The organism is Roseateles sp. DB2 (assembly GCF_051857535.1).
Taxonomy (GTDB): Bacteria; Pseudomonadota; Gammaproteobacteria; order Burkholderiales; family Burkholderiaceae_C; genus Roseateles_B.
Genome location: NZ_JBPZGY010000037.1, coordinates 1 through 2625 on the forward strand (window position 1 = coordinate 1; position 2625 = coordinate 2625).

Consider the following 2625-nt stretch of genomic DNA (forward strand, 5'->3'; position numbering starts at 1 on the left):
CGCTCCTGCTGCAACGACCCCAGCGTCAGGATCGCCTTGGGCGCGCAGTCCTGCAGCGTCTGCGCCAGCCGTGCGTCCGGCCATTGCGGGTCCAGCGGCACATAGCCCGCCCCCGCCTGCCAGGCCCCCAGCAGCGCCTGCACCCAGGTCATGGAGCGCGGCACGCACACCGCCACGCGCTCTTCCTCGCCCGCGCACTGCGCCGCCAGCCAGCCCCCCAGGGCCCGCGACTGCGCCAGCAGCTGGGCGTAGCTCTGCCTCTGATCCCCTTGCTCCAGCGCGATCGCCTCGGGCGTCTCTTGCGCTTGTGCCTGCACTCTCGCCAGCACGTCTTGCGGGCCAATCAAGGGCTGCTGTGCCTCCTGGCGCCACTGCTGCAGCTGGGCCTGCTCTTGCGGGCTCAGCAGGGGCAGCGCGGCCAGGGTCTGGTCCGGCGCGGACTGCAAGGCCTGGAGCAGGCTCTGCAGCGCTTCCTGCATGAGCACGCACACGCGCGGGGCCTGGGCCGGGGCGCTGACCTGGGCGCTCAGGGCCAGACCGTCGCTGCCCAGGTCGTCCACGCTCAGCGTGAAGGGGTAGTTGGTGCGCTCCTGAGCTGCGAGTTGCTCGATGCCCTGCAAGGCGGGCGGCAACTCCGCCGGCTCCTGGGACTGCCCCTGGCTGTGTCGGTAGTTCAGCAGCGCCGTCACCAGCGGCACGCCGCTGTCCAGCCCGCTGCAACGCTGGGCCAGGGCCAGAGGCGCATGCTCGTGGCGAAGCAAGCCGGCCAGGTCCTGCTGGACCTGCTTCACGGCCGTCAGCACCGGGCCCTGCAGCTTGACGCGCAGGGGCAAGGTGTTGATGTACAGCCCCAGGGCCCGGTCCGCACCGGCTCCGGCCTGCATGCGGCCGAACAGCACGGTGCCGAAGACCACGTCCTCGCGACCGCTGACCCGGCCCAGCAGTTGGGCGTAGGCCAGATGGCACAGGCTGGCCACGCTCACGCCCAGGCGGCGGGCCTGGGTGCGCAGCCCGCTGCTCAGCGAATCTGGCAGCGCCAGGTGGGCTTCCCCGACCTGGCTGCCATCGCCCTGCACATCCGACAGGCCGTAGGGCAGCGTCGGCTCGTCCACATCGCCCAATTGCTCGCGGAAGTAGGCCTCGTGCTGGGCTGGCGTCAGGCCCAGCCGAGCCTGCGCCACGTAGTTGCGGAAGGGCTGTGCGGGGGGCAGCTCCTGGGCTCGATCGCTCAGCAGCAGGGCGATCTCCTGCTGCATGACCTCCAGGGCCTGATGGTCCGTCGCCAGGTGGTGCATCAGCAGCAACAACAGCCAGCGCTGCTGGGCCGCATCGTGCAGCACGTGGGCCCGCATCAGCGGTGCCTGGGTCAGCTCGATGCGGGTGTGGCGCGGATCCCAGCGCTCGCGCAGCTGTGTCGCGGCGTCCTGGGGGCCGTCCGCCGCCAGGGCCTCCTCCTGCACCACCAGCGGTGCCTCGCGCCAGACCACCTGCACCGGCTCGTCCAGGCCTTCCCAGTGCAGCGCGGTGCGCAGCACGTCATGGCGTTGCACGACCTGGCCCAGCGCCTGCACGAAGCGATCCAGCTTGTCCCGCTCCTGGAAGCTGAAGAGCACGTCCTGCAGGTACACATCGCCCTGGGCCGCCATCAGGTGGTGGAAGAGCATGCCTTCCTGCAGCGGGGCCAGGGGGTAGATGTCCTGCACATTGGCCGCACCGCCGGGCACGCGCGCCACGATCGCATCCAGCTGTGCCTGGCTCAGTGAGACCAGGGGCAGCATCTGCGGCGTGATCTGCGTCGCGCCCTCGGGGATGGCGTTGGGCGGGACCTCGACCTCTCCAGGCAGCTCCGGACTGCCGTCCAGGCCTTGCAGGCTCTGCGCCAGCTGCGCCAGGCTGGGCGCGCTGAACAGCGCCCTCACGTCGCTGGCCAGGCCGCGCTGGCGCATGCGCTCGATCAGCGTCACGGCCAGCAGCGAATGCCCGCCCAGCTCGAAGAAGTTGTCGTGCCGGCCCACGCGCGGCAGCTGCAGCACCTCGGCCCACAGTGCGGCGAGCTGTTCTTCCAGCTCGCCTTGCGGAGCCTCGTAGCCCCGCGCGGCCAGGGCCTGCAGGTCCGGTGCCGGCAGCGCGCGGCGGTCCAGCTTGCCGTTGGGTGTCAGGGGCAGTGCGTCCAGGCGCACGAAGGCGCTGGGCACCATGTAGCCGGGCAGCTCTTGCGACAGGGCCTGGCGCAGCGTGTCCATGGCCTCGTCTTCCGCCGCAGCTTCCGCTCCGGCCGGCACCGCATCCTGTACCGCATCCTGCACCGCATCCTGTACCACGTAGGCCACCAGGCGCTTGAGCCCCGGCTCGTCCTCGCGGGCCAGTACCACGGCCTCGCGCACGCCAGGCTGCGCCAGCAACCTCGCCTCGATCTCGCCCAACTCGATGCGGTAGCCCCGCAGCTTCACCTGCGCATCGTTGCGACCCACATACTCCAGCACCCCGTCCTCGCGCCAACGCACCAGGTCTCCGGTGCGGTACATCCGCCCCGTCCCCCCTTGCGCCTTCACGAAGGGATCCTCCAGGAAGCGCTCCTGCGTCAGCTCTGGCTGGCGGAGGTAGCCTCGTGCCACCCCGGCGCCC

General features: G+C 71.1%; 1 protein-coding gene. It reads right to left on the reverse strand.

Annotated elements, in window-relative coordinates; genetic code table 11:
• On the reverse strand, positions 1-2625 hold a 2625-nt coding region (locus ACS5PK_RS22535), incomplete at both ends, for a condensation domain-containing protein (RefSeq protein ID WP_439442503.1).